20 protein-coding genes are annotated in these 13,869 nt (G+C 47.1%); 9 read left to right on the top strand and 11 right to left on the bottom strand.

Going from position 1 to position 13,869, the window contains the following annotated elements:
• Positions 1-140: 140 nt before the first annotated feature.
• The 4 genes from MKY22_RS08815 to MKY22_RS08830 all read right to left on the bottom strand — a co-directional run bounded on the left by MKY22_RS08815 (position 141) and on the right by MKY22_RS08830 (position 3,800).
• Positions 141-911: an ABC transporter permease gene (locus tag MKY22_RS08815; protein WP_341088360.1), complete on the bottom strand. Its 771-nt coding sequence runs from the start codon at positions 909-911 to the stop codon at positions 141-143.
• Positions 908-1,609, bottom strand: a complete 702-nt coding sequence (locus MKY22_RS08820; RefSeq protein WP_341088362.1) for an ABC transporter ATP-binding protein — start codon at positions 1,607-1,609, stop codon at positions 908-910. The genes MKY22_RS08815 and MKY22_RS08820 overlap by 4 nt, the downstream gene beginning before the upstream one ends.
• Before the next feature lie 96 nt (positions 1,610-1,705).
• Entirely contained in the window at positions 1,706-2,146 is a 441-nt protein-coding gene (locus tag MKY22_RS08825; RefSeq protein WP_341088363.1) for an NUDIX hydrolase, read from the bottom strand.
• Positions 2,147-2,201: 55 nt separating this feature from the next.
• The gene (locus MKY22_RS08830) at positions 2,202-3,800 is read right to left on the bottom strand and encodes a M3 family metallopeptidase (RefSeq protein WP_341088365.1); all 1,599 of its coding nucleotides are present in this window, start codon (positions 3,798-3,800) and stop codon (positions 2,202-2,204) included.
• Positions 3,801-3,958: 158 nt separating this feature from the next.
• Between MKY22_RS08830 and MKY22_RS08835 the strand changes: the two genes are divergently transcribed.
• Positions 3,959-4,165 (top strand): helix-turn-helix transcriptional regulator, encoded by a 207-nt coding sequence (locus MKY22_RS08835; protein ID WP_023468455.1) that lies wholly within the window; start codon positions 3,959-3,961, stop codon positions 4,163-4,165.
• Positions 4,162-4,860, top strand: coding sequence for a DUF3169 family protein (locus tag MKY22_RS08840; protein ID WP_341088368.1), 699 nt, complete (start codon positions 4,162-4,164; stop codon positions 4,858-4,860). Before MKY22_RS08835 ends, MKY22_RS08840 begins: the two co-directional genes overlap by 4 nt.
• A 44-nt stretch (positions 4,861-4,904) precedes the next feature.
• On the opposite strand, the gene MKY22_RS08845 is transcribed toward MKY22_RS08840, so the two are convergent.
• Positions 4,905-5,054, bottom strand: a complete 150-nt coding sequence (locus MKY22_RS08845) for a hypothetical protein (protein ID WP_023468457.1) — start codon at positions 5,052-5,054, stop codon at positions 4,905-4,907.
• Between the two features lie 100 nt (positions 5,055-5,154).
• Here MKY22_RS08845 and MKY22_RS08850 point away from each other — a divergent pair, with 100 nt between their 5' ends.
• Genes MKY22_RS08850 through MKY22_RS17370 form a run of 3 tightly spaced genes read left to right on the top strand, consistent with a single transcriptional unit; the run spans position 5,155 to position 6,347 of the window.
• Positions 5,155-5,337 carry a Fe3+ hydroxamate ABC transporter substrate-binding protein gene (locus tag MKY22_RS08850; RefSeq protein WP_341088369.1) on the top strand — a complete coding sequence of 61 codons (183 nt, stop codon included), beginning with the start codon at positions 5,155-5,157 and terminating at the stop codon, positions 5,335-5,337.
• Between the two features lie 6 nt (positions 5,338-5,343).
• Positions 5,344-6,219, top strand: a complete 876-nt coding sequence (locus tag MKY22_RS08855) for an NAD-dependent epimerase/dehydratase family protein (RefSeq protein WP_341088370.1) — start codon at positions 5,344-5,346, stop codon at positions 6,217-6,219.
• A complete protein-coding gene (locus tag MKY22_RS17370; RefSeq protein ID WP_195864935.1) occupies positions 6,216-6,347 on the top strand; it encodes an NUDIX hydrolase in 132 nt (43 codons plus the stop codon). Before MKY22_RS08855 ends, MKY22_RS17370 begins: the two co-directional genes overlap by 4 nt.
• On the opposite strand, the gene MKY22_RS08860 is transcribed toward MKY22_RS17370, so the two are convergent.
• Positions 6,330-6,992, bottom strand: coding sequence for a class I SAM-dependent methyltransferase (locus tag MKY22_RS08860; protein ID WP_341088371.1), 663 nt, complete (start codon positions 6,990-6,992; stop codon positions 6,330-6,332). The two genes, MKY22_RS17370 and MKY22_RS08860, sit on opposite strands and share 18 nt — an antisense overlap.
• Positions 6,993-7,174: 182 nt before the next feature.
• Between MKY22_RS08860 and MKY22_RS08865 the strand changes: the two genes are divergently transcribed.
• A complete protein-coding gene (locus MKY22_RS08865) occupies positions 7,175-7,810 on the top strand; it encodes a homing endonuclease associated repeat-containing protein (RefSeq protein WP_341088373.1) in 636 nt (211 codons plus the stop codon).
• A 48-nt stretch (positions 7,811-7,858) separates the two neighbouring features.
• Here the strand turns inward: MKY22_RS08865 and MKY22_RS08870 are convergent, their stop codons facing one another.
• The 3 genes from MKY22_RS08870 to MKY22_RS08880 are packed head-to-tail and all read right to left on the bottom strand — an operon-like array spanning position 7,859 to position 9,119.
• The gene (locus MKY22_RS08870) at positions 7,859-8,269 is read right to left on the bottom strand and encodes a DUF4362 domain-containing protein (protein ID WP_341088374.1); all 411 of its coding nucleotides are present in this window, start codon (positions 8,267-8,269) and stop codon (positions 7,859-7,861) included.
• Between the two features lie 18 nt (positions 8,270-8,287).
• On the bottom strand, positions 8,288-8,794 hold the full coding sequence (locus MKY22_RS08875; RefSeq protein WP_341088375.1) for an SRPBCC family protein: 507 nt from the start codon (positions 8,792-8,794) through the stop codon (positions 8,288-8,290).
• Positions 8,766-9,119, bottom strand: a complete 354-nt coding sequence (locus tag MKY22_RS08880; RefSeq protein WP_341088377.1) for an ArsR/SmtB family transcription factor — start codon at positions 9,117-9,119, stop codon at positions 8,766-8,768. Before MKY22_RS08880 ends, MKY22_RS08875 begins: the two co-directional genes overlap by 29 nt.
• Before the next feature lie 148 nt (positions 9,120-9,267).
• Here MKY22_RS08880 and MKY22_RS08885 point away from each other — a divergent pair, with 148 nt between their 5' ends.
• Positions 9,268-10,122 carry a LysR family transcriptional regulator gene (locus MKY22_RS08885; protein ID WP_341088378.1) on the top strand — a complete coding sequence of 285 codons (855 nt, stop codon included), beginning with the start codon at positions 9,268-9,270 and terminating at the stop codon, positions 10,120-10,122.
• Here MKY22_RS08885 and MKY22_RS08890 read toward each other — a convergent pair.
• Positions 10,110-10,733 carry a hypothetical protein gene (locus MKY22_RS08890; protein WP_214728186.1) on the bottom strand — a complete coding sequence of 208 codons (624 nt, stop codon included), beginning with the start codon at positions 10,731-10,733 and terminating at the stop codon, positions 10,110-10,112. The genes MKY22_RS08885 and MKY22_RS08890 overlap by 13 nt on opposite strands.
• A 118-nt stretch (positions 10,734-10,851) precedes the next feature.
• Here MKY22_RS08890 and MKY22_RS08895 point away from each other — a divergent pair, with 118 nt between their 5' ends.
• Positions 10,852-11,619, top strand: coding sequence for an SDR family NAD(P)-dependent oxidoreductase (locus MKY22_RS08895; protein ID WP_214728188.1), 768 nt, complete (start codon positions 10,852-10,854; stop codon positions 11,617-11,619).
• A gap of 62 nt (positions 11,620-11,681) precedes the next feature.
• A complete protein-coding gene (locus MKY22_RS08900) occupies positions 11,682-12,479 on the top strand; it encodes an SDR family NAD(P)-dependent oxidoreductase (protein ID WP_214728190.1) in 798 nt (265 codons plus the stop codon).
• A gap of 37 nt (positions 12,480-12,516) precedes the next feature.
• Here the strand turns inward: MKY22_RS08900 and MKY22_RS08905 are convergent, their stop codons facing one another.
• Positions 12,517-13,764, bottom strand: coding sequence for a polysaccharide deacetylase family protein (locus tag MKY22_RS08905; RefSeq protein ID WP_341088381.1), 1,248 nt, complete (start codon positions 13,762-13,764; stop codon positions 12,517-12,519).
• Between the last annotated feature and the right edge of the window lie 105 nt (positions 13,765-13,869).

Below are 13,869 nucleotides of genomic sequence, written 5' to 3' on the forward strand. Positions count from 1 at the left end.
GTTTATTCAGAATCGGTTTTTTTTCATAGAACAAGGCCCTCGAAACGTATAGTCGTTTCGAGGGCCTTTTGTTTGTGAAACTGAGTTATGTCCCAGCCTCATGAAGTTCTGTAATCGGATAAGTCTGCATATCGTACTCCTTACATGTCTTTTTTCTTATAGGTCAAACCGATGAATTGTGCTTTTTCATTGAACAGTCGACGGTAAGATAGAAAACCAACGAGGACCGATGCCATCGCCGCCGTCGTCAAGATCAGGAATAGAATCAATAGTTGATAGAGGACCGCTTCCATTGGATCGGCGCCACCGATGATCAACCCACTCATCATCCCTGGCAGTTGGACGAGCCCCATCGTTTTTTGCGCTTCAATCGTTGGAATCATACTTGTCCTGATTGCGCCTTTTAAGCTCGTATCGATCGCTGTCTTCGCATCTCCACCGAGTGAAAGAATCAGTTCGATGACCTCGTCGCTTCGTTCGACCTCGTCCTTGAACTTATTGAGGAACAATAAGGACAAGATCATACAGTTTCCGATGACCATCCCGCTGATTGGAATGACTTGCTGGGCTTCAAACGGAATGATTCGTAACCCGAGCAAAATACCCATCGTCAAAGTTTCAACCGCAATCAGTGTGAACAAGATGATCCACTGAATCCCAGGAATCCCGTCCCCTTTACGGATGACGTTCAGTGTCGCTGCACCGATCATTAACAAAATCATCAGTAACATGAAAATTGGACTGCCGCTTTCAAAGACGAACGTCAGAATATAACCAATGATCAAGAGTTGGACGATCGATCGAACGGTTGCGATGAGGATGTCCTTCTCTAAACCAAGCCGTAACGTCCGTGCTAAAACGAGGGGAATCAAAATGAAGATGAGCGAAGTCGCCAGTTGGAGGTAACTCATACCGATTCCCCCTTCAAGAAAGCTTGTGTCTCTGCTTGACCACTTGAAGCGAGTTCCTTGAATGCACCAGACTCAATCAATCGACCGTCTTTTAAAAACCAGACGTCGTCGCTGACCCGCTTGGCTTGCTCTAAGTCATGCGTAATCCAAATGATTGTCGTCTGTAACTTCTGCTGTAAATCAAGAATCAGCTTCTCAATCTCCTGTACCCTCCGGTAATCGAGACTTGCCGTGATTTCGTCAAGCAACAGGACGTCCGGTCGATTGACGAGTGTCCGTGCGATTCCGAGTCGGCTCCGTTCACCACCCGACAAATCTTTGACCGGTCGCTCAAGTTCGACGGATAGGTCAACTTGTTGTAGCAAGCGTTCCGCTTCTTCACGTGGCAACGATTCACCGAAGATCGATTTCGGCAAATTGATATTATCGTAGACGGTACCTGGAATCATCGGCGCGCTTTGGAACGCCATCCCGATCCGTTTGCGGACATCGAGCAGATTCATTTGCTCAAGTGGTTCGCCTCGAAAACAAATTTCGCCGCGATCGGGAGAAATCAGTCCATTGATGTGTTTCAATGTCGTCGATTTCCCGGCACCACTTGGTCCGACGAGCGTCGTAATGACACCTTCGCGGAACTCACCTGTTATTTCGTGTAAGATGTGTTGATAGCTGACTTCGTGAAACGTAAGAATCGACATACCGTGTGTTCACCTGACTTTCTACAAGTTTCGGGTAATGCTCCTGTAGTGTTGTACCCGAAAATCCGTCACGTTAGTACGTCAAGCGACACTTCCTTACGCGTGGATGATCTCTCCTGCAAAATCATACGGTACCGTTCGACCAGCAAAGAGCGATTCTTTTGATGCTTCCGGTAAATTGAGGTGTTTGAACGCTTCTTCACGATCCATCCAGACGAGTCCGGAAATCTCTTCTGGAACATTCGTCTTTAATTGACCGGAAGTGATTTCTCCCGCAAAGAAGAAAAAGAGACAATGTTCCCCCGCTTGCGGGAAGAATGCTTCTGCCAGATGGACGATGTCACTTGGTATGATTGTAAATCCTGTCTCTTCCAGAACTTCACGCGTGATTGCCGTATGTAACGTTATGTCGCGCTCGACCGTTCCACCGGGCAATGTATAGTAGTCTCCGTGATCGCCACGATTTTCAACCATCAATAATTGATCGCCTGTTTCATTAAATAATGTCGCATAGACGATGTTTTTACGGATATTCATGTCAGTCCTCCTATCGTTTTGTACATCTGCTATTTCTGATCAAAGCGTGTTGTTTTTAATATGTCTTTTCTAACTGATTTGTCCAAATTTCAATTTGACCTTCTAGGAACGCCATCAACTCTTTCATTTCCGCATCACTTGGTAAGAAGGATACGCCCGCTCTCGCATAGACGGCTTGGATCGAATGGGTTTGACTAAGCGCTAAAGCTGCGATGAAATCTTTCAGCGTTTGGTCAGGGTCTTTCGTGAAACGGTGATAAACCTGGAGAGCGGCGATTTGAGCAATCGCGTACTCGATGTAATAAAAAGGTGTCTCAAAGAGATGGATGACACTCATCCATGCGTGACCTTTCCAATCGGGTGTTTCCGACCAATCGATGACGTCCGTATCGTATGATTCTCGGAGATCGGCATAATAGGCATGTCGTTCTGTCGGATCATGATCGGGGTGAGCATAGAGCCATGATTGAAAACGATCGACGATGATCGTCTCGGGTAAGAACTCGACAATGGAACGAATCTGTTCCAGTTTTGCCCGGGCAACGTCTTTTTTATTCGGAATCACCTGATGCCATTCGTTCATCGTCAACAACTCGAGCGACATGGCAGCGAACTCCCCTACTTCAAGCGGAATCGATTGTAGTCCATCGTACGTTTCTTTCATCGCATCATGATGGACGGCATGCCCGATCTCGTGCATGAAGATGACGAGATCATCAAATGTCTGCATACGATTCATGAACAAAAACGATTGTTTCTCGACCGGTAAATACTCACAAAACCCGCCGCCGGCTTTGTTTGCACGGACACCGATATCGAGATGGTCCGCTTGGCGCATCTTATGTAATACGTCTGCAAAATGTGGATGAACATTCTCAAGGATCGCTTGTATCTTGTCTAGGAATAACTTATCCGAACCATTTATGTGATGAGCAATGTTCGTATACGCCGATTGCCGGACGTCCCACGGATGCAAGGTTGCTTTTCCGAGAAACGCTTGTTGCTCGCGCTGAAAATGCCGTTTGACCGGTAGAAAGGCGGATTGAATGATGGTCGCGTAATGATTGACATCTTGACTCGTATAATCGACGCGTCCGAGCTCCGCAAAAGCTAGTTCCTCATATCCTGTCTTAACGCATGCAGCGGCACGCGCTTGTCGTAACTCAACGAGTCGTGAAAACAACGGTTGAATGACGGATTCTTCCATGTGGAACGCTTCCTCAATCGATAAGAGCGCTTGTTTTCGAGTGGATTCATCTGCGTCAAATAAAGCAGAATGAAGATCGGAAACCGCCTCTCCCGATTTTGTCAGCATCGTCGCCTCAATTCGGAGATAGTCTTGAATGAGACGGGCTTCCTCTTCTGTCACACTTGTTGCTCTGAGTGATTGTTCAAAACGTGTTCTCGTTCGAGGTGTGACGTCATCGCGCGAGACGAGATCCATTTTTACGGAACGTCTCAACGTATCGAGCTTATCCGATAGCCGCTGACGCCCTTGTTCGTATTCAGAAGTGGTACCAGGGTCTGTGACGTCCTGGAGATACGCAACTTTTTGTTTGAGCAATGTCTCTTCCATTTGGAGAATCGAAGCGATTCGATGCGCAACATCCTTATCATTATAAAAAATATCATTTACAGGTGACTGAGATTTCATCGACGGATTTCACATCTCCTTTCAACTTATTCCAGTATACATTTTATGCCAACGATATGATCATTTTACGAACAAATGACTATTATATTGTTTTTTTGACTATTATAGTTGTCAAAAAGACCATGATAAGTTACATTATATAGGAGGTGAATCCCTATATGAAATCCAGATTAAAAGAATTACGTGCCCGTCACGGATGGAATCAGTCTGAACTGGCACGGCGTGCGAACATTTCGCGCCAGACGATCAGCTTAATCGAACGTGAAGAATTCATGCCGTCGCTATTGATCGCTGTCAAAATTTCTCGTGTGTTTGATACGCCGTTAGAAGACATCTTTTATTTCGATGAGGAGGAATTAACATGAACAAGGAAGCAGGCAAGGTCATCATCGCAGCACTATTCGGTGGCATCAGTAGTTATTTTGCCATGTTTGTCCTCACACGTACCCATTTGTCACAGTTTGAACTGGCGCTCTATCTTGATTACATATTCACTGGTCTTTTGGTTATCTTGACGATCTTGACTCTCAGTTACATCGTACGCTATATACAAATTCGTCAATTGACTCAACACTCTGTTTCTTCCGACGAAGAGGACGCAATCGATGATCAAGTGAATCGATACTATGCAGACGGCATGATGATGGTTCAGGTTTCTACTCTTCTCAGCATCGGGCTCGCATCGTTTAGCATCATTGAAAACCAGTTCGGACTTCATTTGATACTGAGCGGACTCTTTTTTATCATCAGTAGTCTTGCCTCTGTTTTTTATCTTAATCTCATGCATCATATATATCCGGACCGTCAGTTCCCGAAGTACTCGGAAACAAACTATATCAAAAAGCTGTTCGCTGCCTCAGATGACGGCGAGCGACACGTCATGTTAGAGGGACTCATCCGTTCACAGTCTTCTTTGCAACTCCTATTGATGGGGATTATCGTCGTATTGGTCGTGTATTCGTATGAGACCGGTCAGTCTCAGATCTTCGCGATCAGCTTATTGATTTTCGCCTTGATTTGGAGCAACGCAAAATATTTTCTTCATGTACGCAATCGCTAAAAAGGAGCATTCAGTCAATGGACTGGATGCTCCTTTACATGCCTTCAAAAATCACGATGATTTTGTTGTTGATGGACATCATGCTGGTTCAGTGTATATTCCTGATCGTCGAGCGAGCGATGTTTCGATTGACTCCGCGCTGAAATGAACCAGACGACTCCACCAACGGCGAGAAAGATAGCAATGAAGATCATAGACACCCTCCTTTAGATTCCTTTTTTACTTTATTCTTCCAACACTCTGGTTTTTCCTTTACGATAAAAGAGAAGATAAACATAATCAGGGGGCGTTAGAATGTTCGGCAAAGAACCGTCATGTATGCATTGCGGCAAAACGATTGAAGGAAACGAAAAAGTCTACATCCAGATGCGCTATCCGAAACATCGCGGGATGACGGAAGTGAAGGCGTACCTAAAAAGCGAAGGACGTTTCATTTGTGACAAATGTTTCGCTGAAAAGACAGAGTCAAAGGGGTAAGCATCCATGAATCTGAAAGAGAGTACGATTTTAGTTACAGGAATGACCGGAACGCTTGGCTCTCGTGTTGCGCGACGTTTTCTTGAAGAAGCGCGTGAAGTGCGCGGTTTGTATCGCTCTAAGGAACAAGCGGATCAATACGCTTTCAAAGATGTCCACGCAGTCATCGGTGAGCTCGGTGATCCGGATTCGCTTCTTACAGCACTTCAAGGCGTCGATCTGTTGATTCACTGTGCTGCCTATCTCGGAGATGATCCCGATTTAGCACAGGAAGCAAATGTCACTGGTGTACAACATCTCGCGGATGCTGCGACAAAAGCTCGTGTCAAGCGCATCGTTCACATCTCGACGACTTCCGTGTACGGAGAAGTCGTGAGTGGACATTTTACGGAAACGTCACCGCTCCTATCGTCCGAGCACGTCTACATCCATACAAAGCAGGAATCCGAACGCCTGTTACAGGAAAATACACCCGATTCCGATTTAATCATCTTACGTCCAGGATCAATTTGTGCCGAGAAGCAGTCCTACTGGGGGGATCGTCAAGTCGAGCGGATGAAAGAGGCGGATGTGATTACCTGGGTGCATCCGGACGATGTCGTTCCGTGGGTCCATACGGATAATCTAGTCGAGATGATCGTCATCGCCGCAAAAAATGCGCATAATGGGGACATCTTCAATGCGATCGATGCGAATCTACCTGAGACGGATTTTCGGTTGATGTTGATCCATGCGAGCGGCACGCCATACCGAACACCGAATCGTTCGGCGGAACGCGCTACTTTCGCAAACGAACGAATCAAACAACTCGGATACGTTCCACTCCGAACACCGCAAGAGACGATTGAACAGTTAATTCAATCCTTTACAGTAAAATCATGATTTCACAAGCAATTATATTAGTAAACGGACACGTATTGCTGGTACGACAGTATGTAGCACGAGGAGAAAACGTTTGGAATTTTCCTGGCGGACAAATCGAGCCTGGTAATTCACCCCAACAAGCGTGATGTGCTCCAAGAAAAAGGGGCTGACTCAAAAGTCAGTCTCTCCAAAGATAATGTGAACTGCTCTTTCGTGTATCCGAGTCCACCTTGGAGACTATTTTCTTGATAGACCTCCCAGTCCGTCAACGTCGCCCCGCCAAGCGGACCGCCCGCAACAAAACACGTCAATCCGAAATATCCTCCTGGGCGCAACATCTCCTTCAGTCGCGTCACGTAGGTCACACGTCGATGTGGCGCCATATGATGAAAACAGCCGGAATCGTAAATGAAATCATATGTATTCTGTTCGGTCGTCTTTAGAAAATCTTGCTTTCGAAACGCAACATGTGCCCCAGTCTGTTGAGCTTGTTCCGTTGCCCAGTCTAACGCGGTTGCTGAAAAATCCAGTCCCGTCACCGAGAAACCGTGTGTTGCGAGATAAATCGCATTTCGACCCGGTCCTGTTCCGAGATCTAACGCGTCACCAGGCGAGAGCCAGCCCTCTTCGACGTAACGAACTAAGTTCTCGTCCGGAATGTTCTTAAAAAACGGAACCGGTTTCGACCGATCTTCATAAAACTTGTCCCAAAACGGTTCTGGTTCACGCAATCGCGCGTCGAGCATCTTTAAAATATCCTCCATCGTATCAATCGTCTGTGTTTCTGTCATTGATCAGTTCCCCCTCTTTTCTTCTATAATATTGTATTCGTGTTTCGTCTCTAATTCTCCTGTATTTCTCGGATAGAAATGCGCTATTTTCTTACCTTACAATATTGTTAGTATATTCTCGCAAACGCCCATGCTACACTTGCTTTTAATTGAACCAACCATTCAAAAGGGAGATATCTTGCATGCGTCAACATCCGACTTCCACTTCTACCTTAGCAACGGATGAGAAGATCATCCGCTTGATTCAAGGTCTTCATCAAATGCACCATTCACCTATGAAAGCTACCCATTATCAAAAGTTAGCAGCTCAACTTCCTTACCCTTCGCTTGAAGAAATCAACGCCCGATTCGGTTCGTGGGCACACCTGTTAGAACGAGCTGGAATCGTCAAGGCTTCCCATTTATCGACGAAAGAACGCATGACGCTGAACCGTCCCGCTGCGGTCAAGCGAACGAAGCGGTGGTCGATCGAAGAAAGCGTTGCTTTTTATGTCGCACAAAAAGGAACGAACATGACGATTCGCTCCTACACAGAATTGCGGGATCTACACCCAGAAATGCTGAGTGCGAATACGATCATTCGTCGGTTCGGCACCTGGAAAAATGCCTTGGCACACTTCGATCTCACCTCGAACGGCTTCTTCACTGACCAAGACTGCTTAGACGCTCTTCAACAAGCTGCAGCCACACATGGACCGCTACTGACGAGTCAGCAATATGCCAAGTGGGCGCGCGCGCACCAAGCACCTTCAATGACATTGTTGATTGAACGCTTCTCCAGTTGGCGCGAAGCCTTGCGTCGTCTCGACAGCGAATAAAAAGGATCGTGCCCGCTGATTGATTCGACGGGACACGATCCTTTTTGATTATTGTTTTAGCAATCGTAAGAGCTCATGATCCGCCCCTTCAGCGCATTGGCGTAACGTATAGATTATCTCTTGCTTCACGATCGTTTTGTCGAGTTGCTGACAGACTTCGTTTTTACGATCGTCGTCTGTTGAACCGAACTGATCACGTGATGAATCAGACGAATACTGATACGTCTTGCCATCATACTTGATGTCATACAACACCGGGTCACCTTCAGTCGTAAACGCTGTGATGCGAATCTGATCTGATTTTCCTTGCTTCGACTTCTTCAAAAAAGACTCGAATCGGTCGCTGTTCGTAACACCATTCTGGACGATGATGTCACCGTTATTCTTCGCATCTTCCATCGTATACTTTCCGCAACCTACTAAGAATAGGATACATAAAGCCAAACCGATCTTCCGCACCAAAACATCGACTCCTTCTTACTGTTTCGTCAATAGGTGATCTAGGCGATACAGTTGCGACGTGAAACCTTCCTTCATTCCCATCCCCAGCACTACTTGCACAGCTGCTTCCGTTTCGTAGGTCGATTCAAAGACAATCAAGGTCGTTTCTCCATGGTCAATGAATGTCGTGACATTTTCACTACCTGGTAAATTTTCAGAGATAGCTCCTGACGCGTCGGAGAAGTAATCGGCATGACTATAGGTGTTCGGGGCATCGATATGTCTAAAAATTGCTTTCCCCCACGACTCCATGCCATAAAAATCACCTTGTGTTGGATCGACACACCGCATGCAATAATGCCAAACGCCGTCCGGTTGAAATTCGAACGTTTTGATTGTCGTCTCCCAGCCTTCTGGTCCCCACCAGGCTTCGAGTTGCTCTTTTTCCGTGAATGCGGCAAAGACGATTTCTCGCGGTGCCTCACAAACCCATTCCATTCGTAGCACCTTACCATCAATCGATGTCTTCAGTTCCTTTTTCATTCGTCTCGTCTCCCTTCGCGGATGATTGCATCTGCTGCAAATGTTCATCTAGACGATACATGCGTGCTTCCATCTGGGCCATTGTGTTACTCCACGTGACAAGTTCTCGAAAAGCTTCTGGACGAAGGCTATACAAGCGACGATTCGCCTGCCGCTCGACAGTGATTAGTTCTGCGTCAAGCAACAGCTTTAAGTGCTTCGAGGTTTGCGGTTGGCGTAAGTGTAGTTGATCGGCTAACTCATTGACGGAGCGAGGACCTTTTCGTAATGCTTCGATGAGTTGTAATCGTATTGGGTCGCCGAGTGCTGAAAATCGTGCGGACATCTGCTCGTTCATATCCGTTCACCTCTTTATTTTATATATTCCCACTTTAGAATATTCCAAACTAAGAATATAAAAAATGCAAAATGATTGTCAGATGCGTTCAAATGGCGTACGTTCTAGAGAACCTGTATGAAAAGAGCGTGAACCAATGAAGACCGAATGGATGGAAGCATTCCTCGTCACCGCGGAGACCGGCAGCCTGACGAAAGCAAGTGAAGTACTGCATATGACGCAACCGGCGTTAAGTAAACAAATCAAAAGTCTTGAGAGTGCACTCGACGTCTCGTTGTTACACCGTTCGGCACATGGTGTCACGTTGACGACAGCTGGCGAAATCGTCTTTGAAGAGAGTCGTGAACTCCTTGACCGAATTGATCAGATGAAACGACGAATCGGTACGATCGACGAACGGACGACCCTGACGCTCGGATCATGGCCAAGCGTTGCGATGACGTATCTCCCCCGTCACGTCTCGCGTCACGCGACGGCCCCGGATCTCAAGTTGAAGACGGCGCATACGACGATCGATTTGATGCAAGGTCTTGAAGAACGGCGATACGATGCTGTCTTACTCGACGATCGTCACCATGTCCATCCGTATCATACGACGCATTTGTATACGGAGAATTTTTTGCTTTACGTGCATCAAGACGATGAACGATTTATAGGCTGTACGTCTGTGGCGTTTGAGCAAATTCGAGATGCCTCTTTTTTATCGCTCCCGATTGATTGCGATTCGACGAACATCCTAAAAGACGCGTTCATCGAACGAGGTGCCGTCTATCAGGCAGAAAACGAGATGGAATTCGGATCAAGCGTCCTCGGTTTCATTCGCGCCGGGCTCGGCATCGCCCTGTTACCGGAGATTTTTCAAGACGGACTATCCCCTGAAATCAAGACGTTACCGGTTGATGGGTTTGATGTCGTCCGCAAATTGTCACTCGTCTCACGAGACGCCTCCCATCATGCCATCCTGCTTGATTTACTCGGTCAGTCACGTTGAAGATGCACTTGTAGTTCATTCCTTAGATCATCGACCTGATCTTGCGAAATCTCTGAATCCGGCGTCTCGCCGTAACGGACGAGATGATAGATCGACGGATCGAGCGTGACATCAATCCGTTGTAACCATTCGCCGACCGTCTCTTCAGAGCGGCGGCGTTTTTGTCGTGTCAGCTGCCGATCGAATGTTTGTAAAAGCCGGCGAATCTCTGACTCTGATTCTTCACCGACAAATGTTTGTCGTGTCGAACGATTCTGTGTAAACACTGGAGGCGGATCCATGAGATCGTCGACTACACTCTCCTGTTTGCGCCGTTTTCGTAAACGCTTCAAGAAGTAGCGTAGACTGAAGAGGACAATCAGTAGTATGACAAGACCGACGACGCCATAAAAGGTAGTCACTCCTAATGCATCCTTATCCGCAAATCCCTCGCTTCGTACATCTATCTTTTGTTTGGTCGGTTTACCTTCTTCTCCTCCATTAACTATAATTTGGGTTTGAGAAGTTGCTGGATCATAAAAGAAATAGCGATAGGCTTCCGTTCCGACCAATTGAATAGCTAAAAGACTCACGAGTGCTACACATAATGTCACGATTAAACCACGTTTCATCCCATCACTCCTTTTCAATATTTTACCATTATCATTTCGGAATGCATTGATTTTTCTTTCTTTTCAGTCAATTTTTCATTAGAGTAAGTGGTGACTCTCAATAAAAGGACGTGACATCATGTATCTTCCAAGTTTTTCGTTAATCGATCAGACATTTCTTATCACTGGAGCTGGACGAGGTATCGGACGCGCGCTCGCCATCGGGATGGCAGAAGCCGGTGCTAACATCATTCTCGTCGCCCGGACGGAACGGGATTTGAAGGAGACGGCACAAGAAATCGAACGACTCGGTCGAACGGCTTACATATTCCCGTGCGACATCACTGACCGGAAACAAGTCGTCGAGACGGTAGCTCGTGCCTACGAACAAGTACCGCAGATTGATGGACTCGTCAACAATGCCGGAATGAACATTCGCTCGAAGGCACTCGATGTGACGGAAGAAGAATGGGAAACGATCCAACAGACGAATCTGAAATCCGCCTTCTTCTTTGCTCAAGAAATCGGGAAACGGATGCAAGAGACAGGTGGAAGTATTCTGAATATCGCCTCCGTCGCGGGTCACGTCGCCTTACGGACCGGTGTCGTGTATGCGACGACGAAGGCGGCGATGATTCAGATGACGAAGGTATTAGCCCTTGAATGGGGACCACAAAACATTCGTGTCAATGCGATCGGTCCGTGGTATTTTAAAACACCGCTGACGGAACCCTTACTAAAAGATCCTACATATCTGCAGGAGATCGTTGACGTGACACCACTCGGTCGGGTGGGTGAATTAGAAGAGCTCGTTGGTCCAGTTGTCTTCTTATCATCTGCCGCTGCCCGTTACGTGACGGGACAAACACTTTATGTTGATGGCGGGATGACGATTAAAGGTTTTTAAAACAGAAGAAGACGGATGCGCATCTGCCCATCCGTCTTCTCATATCTTAAAGGAGTTTCATCATGCCAAAACGTATTGCACTCGTCGCTGGTGCCTCTCGTGGCGCCGGACGTGGCATCGCTTATGCTTTAGGTGGCGCCGGAATGATTGTTTACGTCACGGGACGAAGTACGAATGAACAGACGACGGACAATCGTAGCGAGACGATCGAAGAGACGGCTGCTGGTGTCACGGCACGCGACGGACTTGGCATCCCGGTCGTTTGTGACCATACGAATCAAACGGACATCAATCGTCTGATTCAGCAGATCCAACATCAACATGGTCGAATCGATCTCCTCATCAATTGTGTATTCGGTGGTTCGGAAAGCCACTTGCCATCCGGAACCGGACGACGGTTTTGGGAGCGACCACCGGAACATTGGGACGCGATGATGTCCGCCGGACCAAAAGCGTATTTGTGGACGATTCGGGCTGCGATGCCATTACTGCAACAGAGTCCAGCCGCGCTCGTCATCAATTTGACGTCATTCACACCAGATCAGGTGGCCGGAAATCTTTATTATGATTTGGCGATGCAAACGATTAATCGGATGACGCACGTCATAGCGCAAGAGTTAGCTCAAACAACTATCTCTGTCATCGCGCTCTGCCCCGGTTTCATGCGGACCGAACGGGTCGTCGATGCCGGTTTCGCGAGCGCCGCGACAGAATCGACGACCTATATCGGACGGGCAGTCACAGCGCTAATGGCAGATGACGATGTTAGCCGTTATTCTGGGCAAGCCGTCTTCGTTGCCGATCTCGCGAAGACGTATCAATTTACAGATCAGGACGGGACTCCGCCACTATCGTTTTAATTGCTTTACTCGATGGATTCAACTAGTTTTAAATCATTCATTTCCGCTCAGGTCGTGCTGGATCAAAGATTTCTCTCGCATCAAAGAACGGATTGAGTACGTTCGTCTTTCCAGCAACGGCTTGACGTAGACGAATCCCGTCAACGTTGATTCGGGCTTGACGGAAATAGTCGGGACCAACTTGTTTCCACGCATGTTGACTCGCATCCACATTAAAGAAATAGCGGAAACCGCTATCGATGAGCAAACGATATTTCTCACCAGAATAATCGTGCCAATCTCCGACATCACTGCCGTACGGATAAATCAATTGCGGCGTTTTTCCGATCAGCGGTGCTACGTCCTGTTTGTAGCGTTTAAGATCAGCGCGGATCGTCGTGACTGATTCTTTCCCGACCCAAATATGTCCGTACGTATGACTCGCGAACTGCCAGCCGTCCTGTTTTAATGCGACAGCGGTCTGCTTCGCTTGATTTCGTGCCGTTTCAACCTGTTTATTGTGTCCGTATTGATTGTAGGAGGAACGATAACCGAGCACCCCGTTGTAACCTGTGATGCCGAGCAACCCTTTTGCTCCTTTATAGGAGAAGTCAGGATGAGACTGGATGAACGCATCAACGAGCGGTACGAGATCATAAGCACCATCCGGCTTTCCGACCATCTCGTTGACGATTTTACCATCCTTCACTTTCAAATTCTTCGCAAATCCATCGCCTTTCATGTATTCGTAATAATTGACATCATCTTGCGAGAGCACGAGCGGGTGTTTTCCTTTTGGTAAACGGACAGGTGTTTCAACGATCTTCCCGTTCACCTCTTTTGCTAAGTCTGTTGGTCGGACGAGTACGTAATCGTTTTTATACAACGCATCTAAAATCCGTTCGAATTCCTGTTGCGTCACCATGTAATCATCGTATCCTGCTTCCTTCCGGTCGCCATCAAATGCTTGGTTTGGATCAGCAATCAATGAATGAAAAAAGAGATGTGGCACAGGTTTCGTCACAGGCAGGAGCGCCTGCTTTTTCTGTTCGTATTCCTCTTCCCTCTGTTTCGTCTCTTTTGCGCGGACGGGTTTCAACACTTTGATCGCCCGGTCATAATCGTACTGGGCAGCGTAACGATCCGCACGCTGCATCGTCTTTTCTATGTAGGCTTGTTGTGAAGCTTGTCTTTTTTGCTGTGTCTCGCGTGGTTTTTCCGACTTTTTATCAACGACTTCTTTTTCCCCACATCCACTTAGCAGTAGGCTCAGCGCCACACCACAAATAACCCAGTTTCGTTTCATGACTTTCGACCCCTTCATCAATTTTGACGTTTTCATTCCCCTCTATATCTAACTGTTCCCGATTGTTCAGTCGATTAACTACTTTTTTGAGTCATTCCGTTTCGT

The sequence above is a fragment of the Exiguobacterium sp. FSL W8-0210 genome (genome assembly GCF_038006045.1).
GTDB lineage: Bacteria > Bacillota > Bacilli > Exiguobacteriales > Exiguobacteriaceae > Exiguobacterium_A.

Bases quoted from the DNA above. Each gene is read 5' to 3' on its own strand.
- MKY22_RS08890 (WP_214728186.1), bottom strand. From the start codon at position 10,733: ATGAAACGTGGTTTAATCGTGACATTATGTGTAGCACTCGTGAGTCTT.
- MKY22_RS08850 (WP_341088369.1), top strand. From the start codon at position 5,155: ATGTTCGGCAAAGAACCGTCATGTATGCATTGCGGCAAAACGATTGAA.
- MKY22_RS08835 (WP_023468455.1), top strand. From the start codon at position 3,959: ATGAAATCCAGATTAAAAGAATTACGTGCCCGTCACGGATGGAATCAG.
- MKY22_RS08845 (WP_023468457.1), bottom strand. From the start codon at position 5,054: ATGATCTTCATTGCTATCTTTCTCGCCGTTGGTGGAGTCGTCTGGTTC.
- MKY22_RS08905 (WP_341088381.1), bottom strand. From the start codon at position 13,764: ATGAAACGAAACTGGGTTATTTGTGGTGTGGCGCTGAGCCTACTGCTA.
- MKY22_RS08895 (WP_214728188.1), top strand. From the start codon at position 10,852: ATGTATCTTCCAAGTTTTTCGTTAATCGATCAGACATTTCTTATCACT.
- MKY22_RS08840 (WP_341088368.1), top strand. From the start codon at position 4,162: ATGAACAAGGAAGCAGGCAAGGTCATCATCGCAGCACTATTCGGTGGC.
- MKY22_RS08900 (WP_214728190.1), top strand. From the start codon at position 11,682: ATGCCAAAACGTATTGCACTCGTCGCTGGTGCCTCTCGTGGCGCCGGA.
- MKY22_RS17370 (WP_195864935.1), top strand. From the start codon at position 6,216: ATGATTTCACAAGCAATTATATTAGTAAACGGACACGTATTGCTGGTA.
- MKY22_RS08880 (WP_341088377.1), bottom strand. From the start codon at position 9,119: ATGTCCGCACGATTTTCAGCACTCGGCGACCCAATACGATTACAACTC.
- MKY22_RS08855 (WP_341088370.1), top strand. From the start codon at position 5,344: ATGAATCTGAAAGAGAGTACGATTTTAGTTACAGGAATGACCGGAACG.
- MKY22_RS08865 (WP_341088373.1), top strand. From the start codon at position 7,175: ATGCGTCAACATCCGACTTCCACTTCTACCTTAGCAACGGATGAGAAG.
- MKY22_RS08885 (WP_341088378.1), top strand. From the start codon at position 9,268: ATGAAGACCGAATGGATGGAAGCATTCCTCGTCACCGCGGAGACCGGC.
- MKY22_RS08860 (WP_341088371.1), bottom strand. From the start codon at position 6,992: ATGACAGAAACACAGACGATTGATACGATGGAGGATATTTTAAAGATG.
- MKY22_RS08815 (WP_341088360.1), bottom strand. From the start codon at position 911: ATGAGTTACCTCCAACTGGCGACTTCGCTCATCTTCATTTTGATTCCC.
- MKY22_RS08825 (WP_341088363.1), bottom strand. From the start codon at position 2,146: ATGAATATCCGTAAAAACATCGTCTATGCGACATTATTTAATGAAACA.
- MKY22_RS08830 (WP_341088365.1), bottom strand. From the start codon at position 3,800: ATGAAATCTCAGTCACCTGTAAATGATATTTTTTATAATGATAAGGAT.
- MKY22_RS08820 (WP_341088362.1), bottom strand. From the start codon at position 1,609: ATGTCGATTCTTACGTTTCACGAAGTCAGCTATCAACACATCTTACAC.
- MKY22_RS08875 (WP_341088375.1), bottom strand. From the start codon at position 8,794: ATGAAAAAGGAACTGAAGACATCGATTGATGGTAAGGTGCTACGAATG.